Origin of the sequence: Ilyobacter sp., from assembly GCF_041583315.1 — a bacterium.
Lineage (GTDB): Bacteria > Fusobacteriota > Fusobacteriia > Fusobacteriales > Fusobacteriaceae > Ilyobacter.
The window spans coordinates 1-3,751 of the sequence record NZ_JBFHGC010000284.1 but is presented as its reverse complement, the minus strand read 5'-3'; the positions used below and the strand labels follow the sequence as shown (position 1 = coordinate 3,751).

At 33.9% G+C, this 3,751-nt stretch carries 7 protein-coding genes; 5 read left to right on the top strand and 2 right to left on the bottom strand.

Translation table 11 applies throughout. The features are described from left to right. The 5 genes from ABZA26_RS09940 to ABZA26_RS09920 form a co-directional block, all read left to right on the top strand. The coding region (locus tag ABZA26_RS09940; protein WP_372714367.1) for a 5-oxoproline transporter, DUF979 family subunit at positions 1-249 on the top strand (249 nt) is incomplete at its 5' end. 35 nt (positions 250-284) lie between these two features. After that, on the top strand, positions 285-929 hold the full coding sequence (gene pcp, locus ABZA26_RS09935) for a pyroglutamyl-peptidase I (protein ID WP_372714366.1): 645 nt from the start codon (positions 285-287) through the stop codon (positions 927-929). A 199-nt stretch (positions 930-1,128) separates the two neighbouring features. Beyond that, positions 1,129-1,692 (top strand): YbjQ family protein, encoded by a 564-nt coding sequence (locus ABZA26_RS09930; RefSeq protein WP_372714365.1) that lies wholly within the window; start codon positions 1,129-1,131, stop codon positions 1,690-1,692. Between the two features lie 259 nt (positions 1,693-1,951). Beyond that, complete coding sequence (locus tag ABZA26_RS09925) at positions 1,952-2,353, top strand: hypothetical protein (RefSeq protein WP_372714364.1); 402 nt, start codon at positions 1,952-1,954, stop codon at positions 2,351-2,353. Positions 2,354-2,406: 53 nt separating this feature from the next. Continuing rightward, positions 2,407-2,628, top strand: a complete 222-nt coding sequence (locus tag ABZA26_RS09920) for a DUF2164 domain-containing protein (RefSeq protein WP_372714363.1) — start codon at positions 2,407-2,409, stop codon at positions 2,626-2,628. A gap of 133 nt (positions 2,629-2,761) precedes the next feature. Here ABZA26_RS09920 and ABZA26_RS09915 read toward each other — a convergent pair whose 3' ends face one another. Both ABZA26_RS09915 and ABZA26_RS09910 read right to left on the bottom strand, forming a co-directional pair. Next, positions 2,762-2,998, bottom strand: coding sequence for an SHOCT domain-containing protein (locus tag ABZA26_RS09915; protein ID WP_372714362.1), 237 nt, complete (start codon positions 2,996-2,998; stop codon positions 2,762-2,764). Between the two features lie 247 nt (positions 2,999-3,245). Beyond that, the coding region (locus ABZA26_RS09910; protein ID WP_372714361.1) for a TRM11 family methyltransferase at positions 3,246-3,751 on the bottom strand (506 nt) is incomplete at its 5' end.

The following is a 3,751-nucleotide window of genomic DNA, read 5'->3' as shown; positions in this document are numbered from 1 at the left end:
GTAATCACAGCTGGAATCGGAATCCCCTTTGTTTTTTCCCATGGTGCAAATCCTGCAATTGCAGGAGTATTAGGTCTTACTGCAGGTTATTGCGGGACTCTTCTTACTCCAATGGCGGCAAATTTCAATATAGTTCCTTCAGCAATTATGGAAATGAAAAACAAAAATGGTGTAATCGCAGCTCAGGCACCAGTTGCACTAGTATTACTTTTTCTTCATATTGTTGTTATGTACCTCTGGGCATTTTAGTTTATTTAAAATTATAAAAATTTAAGGAGTTGATATTGGTGAAAGTATTGATTACAGGTTTTGATCCATTTGGGGGAGAGCAGATAAATCCGGCCTGGGAGGCAATTAAACTCCTACCGGATAATATAGAGAGTATAGAGGTTATTAAATTAGAGATCCCGACAGTTTTTAATAAATCTATCAATGTTTTACTAGCTGGTATAGAGGAACACAAACCTGATGCCGTTATCTGTGTCGGACAGGCTGGTGGAAGGTATGATATTACAACAGAAAGAGTTGCTATCAATTTAGATGATGCAAGAATTACAGACAATGAAGGAAATCAGCCTATAGATGAAAAAGTGTACTCTGATGGAGACAGTGCTTATTTTAGCAACTTACCTATCAAGGCAATGACAGACGCCATTAAATCTAGCGGAATTCCTGCATCTGTATCTAATACTGCCGGAACATTTGTCTGTAATCATATTATGTACGGACTTCTTTATCACATAAACAAATCTGGTGTTACTAAAAAAGGTGGTTTTATTCATGTTCCTTATATCCCGGAGCAGGTTATAAATAAGCCTAACCTCCCTTCTATGGGTCTAGATATTATTTCAAAAGGTCTTAAAGCGGCTATTTCTGCAATAGGAAAAAATGAAAAAGACATAAAAATATCTAGTGGACGTGAATTCTAAAATAAACATTCAAAAAAATTTATCTAGAAGACCTCGGTCTTCTAGATTTTTTTTTGTATATTAATATTTCAAAAACTTAAAATACAAATTTTTCAAGAAAATTTTTGAACTATCAAAAGACAGCTCTATAAAAACTTCTCTAGTTTTGCACAGGAGTTTTTTATGTCTCACAGTAAATTATATTAAGGAGGAGGATATCATGAAAATAATCCGTTATATCGGTTCTATGTTGTTTGTATTAGGACTTTTCATCTCTATATTTGCAGGTATTCCATGGGCTGTAGTAACTGCCGAAGATCCAGTTGTCCCTACCTGGTTGAGGATAGCTGTTTTCTCTCTCCTCGGAGGAATCTTCATAGTCTTGGTGACTGTAGGACTAGGTCAGAAAAAATATAAATCTCCGGAAAGGGAAAGCCGACTATCTGAGCATAAAACTAAAATCCTGATGTCAAACTCTGTTGTGCTCCCAGGTTCTGAAATATCTGAAATTTTAGGGTTAGTTCAGGGGCATACAGTATTTGCCATCTGGTTAGGTAAAGATCTTTCTGCTATAATAAAATTAATCCTTGGCGGGGAATTGACTGAATATACAGAAATGATGGGAAAAGCCCGGGAAATAGCCACAGAAAGAATGATTACCCAGGCCGAGGAAATCGGAGCCGATGCCATAATAAACATCCGTTATATGACAACAAGTGTTGTGGGAAGTGCTGCAGAACTTTTTGCTTACGGCACAGCAGTTAAATTTGAAAAAAACAAGTAATATAGTTAAAGATAGAAATCTTAGTATCAAATATTTTTGAGGAGGTTTAAAATGAAAAAAATATTAATTTTATTAGTATTGTCTCTGGTTCTAGGAGCTTGTGTACCTCTTGTTCCTTTCATATAATTACGAGTATAATTTTGAAAAAGAAATAAAAATCTTATTTCTTTTCAATGGTGGTGTATCATATCACCATGTAACTAAATAAATTTTAAAAGAAATTATAGAAACAAATTTTTATAATTATCGGAGGTCTAAAATGAGTTGTAAGTGCTGTTGTGATTCAAAAGAAGTAACTATAAAAAGGTGTCCTGTGTGTGACAATGAATCTTTAGAAGTCAGTAAAAAAACTATGGAAAGTCTTTTGAATAAAGACAGAATAAGTAAAATATCAGATAATCAATATTACTTTTGTGCTGAACCTGATTGTGAGATAGTTTATTTTGACGGCAAAGATAGGTTTTACAAAAAAGATTTAAAAATCTCAATCGACGACAAGGTATGTTTTTGTTTTGACATCTCAAAAGATGAGATCAGGAAAATAGGAAAAGATAAAGTCCTTGAAAAAATTCGAGACAATATGAAAGAAAAAGGCTGTAACTGTGAAATAAACAACCCTTCAGGCAGATGCTGTACTACTCAGATAGAAAAAAGGTACTGATAATACTTCCTGAATCTAATCATTGAAAAAAATACACCCTGGAGGAATCGATAATGTTCAAATTAGAAAAATATGAAGAAGAGAAAATGATAAGAGAGATACAGAGGTTTTTCATGGAAGAAAGAGACGAGGAAATAGGGAATTTGGCATCCATAATACTTATTGACTTTATCAGTAAAAACCTAGGTAAATTCTACTATAATAGAGGAGTACAGGACTCCTATAAGTTCATGTCTGATAAATTAACGGAGCTGTCAGAAATAGAAAAATACTGATACCATACCTTATAGGGGTATGGTTTTTTATATTTTCATAATAAAATTAAAAAGAGGTCTATTAAAGACCTCTATACACTGATTGCTTCTATATTAGTCCGTCTCAATGAAATAGATTCCTCAGAGATAAACACTACTGTAAATCTTTTTTCATATCTTCAAATTCTTGTTTACTCATCTCTCCCCTTGCATATCTTTTCTTCAATATATCTAATGGAGTTGAATTCTCTATAGTTTTGCTCTTGTCATTCTTGGTGAAAAAATAAAAAATCAATACAACAATCAGTATCGGAAAAAGCATCATAAGTCCACCTCCCATCCATCCAAACATTCCACCTCTATTAAAGTATTCAAAACACAACTGACGCATCTTACACCTCCCTGTTTAAAGCTCAAATATACCCCTATACCCTATATTTAAGCATAACCTTTTTACAGATATTTGTCAATTTTTTTGTTTTATTCTGACTGAATTAGTTGATCTTGACCCTTTTAAAGGTTCATTGAAATATGTAAAGATGATTAGCTATATAAGTAGCACTCTCTTATTTAATTTCTGAATAAAAAAAATTAAGTGGTGTGCCTGACATGGCACACCACTTTTTTAAACACTTATTTTACTTACACACCAGTATATATCTCTTAAATGTTCCTTTAGTGACGGTGCATCTGTCTGTTATCTCAAATCCTGCCTTCAAAACCATTTCATCCAGAACTTCAAAGGATACCATAACCATTCTGTCTGAAATTCTTCTGGCTGTATCTATTATATCCTGCTGATCCTTTTCAGTAGTATGGCTGAATAGTCCGTAGGGAATATCCACTATAGAAGCATCATAGGTTTCTTTCGTCTCATGCATATCTTTTTTTATGATTTTAGTTTCCAGATTAAAGTGACTCAGATTCTCCTTTGCATTTTTTACTATCTTCGGATTTATTTCGTATCCTGAGATCTCATATCCCATGGAGAGACCTTCCACAAGCGTTGTTCCTACTCCGCAGCAGGGATCTATTATTTTTTTCTTTAGATCACCTTTTGATGCTATATTCACCAGTACTCTTGCTGTCCTTACACTCAAGGAGTTGGAGTATGAGCATGGCTTTGTCTCATGGAGATGCCACT

Bases quoted from the DNA above. Each gene is read 5' to 3' on its own strand.
- ABZA26_RS09930 (WP_372714365.1), top strand. From the start codon at position 1,129: ATGAAAATAATCCGTTATATCGGTTCTATGTTGTTTGTATTAGGACTT.
- ABZA26_RS09925 (WP_372714364.1), top strand. From the start codon at position 1,952: ATGAGTTGTAAGTGCTGTTGTGATTCAAAAGAAGTAACTATAAAAAGG.
- ABZA26_RS09920 (WP_372714363.1), top strand. From the start codon at position 2,407: ATGTTCAAATTAGAAAAATATGAAGAAGAGAAAATGATAAGAGAGATA.
- ABZA26_RS09915 (WP_372714362.1), bottom strand. From the start codon at position 2,998: ATGCGTCAGTTGTGTTTTGAATACTTTAATAGAGGTGGAATGTTTGGA.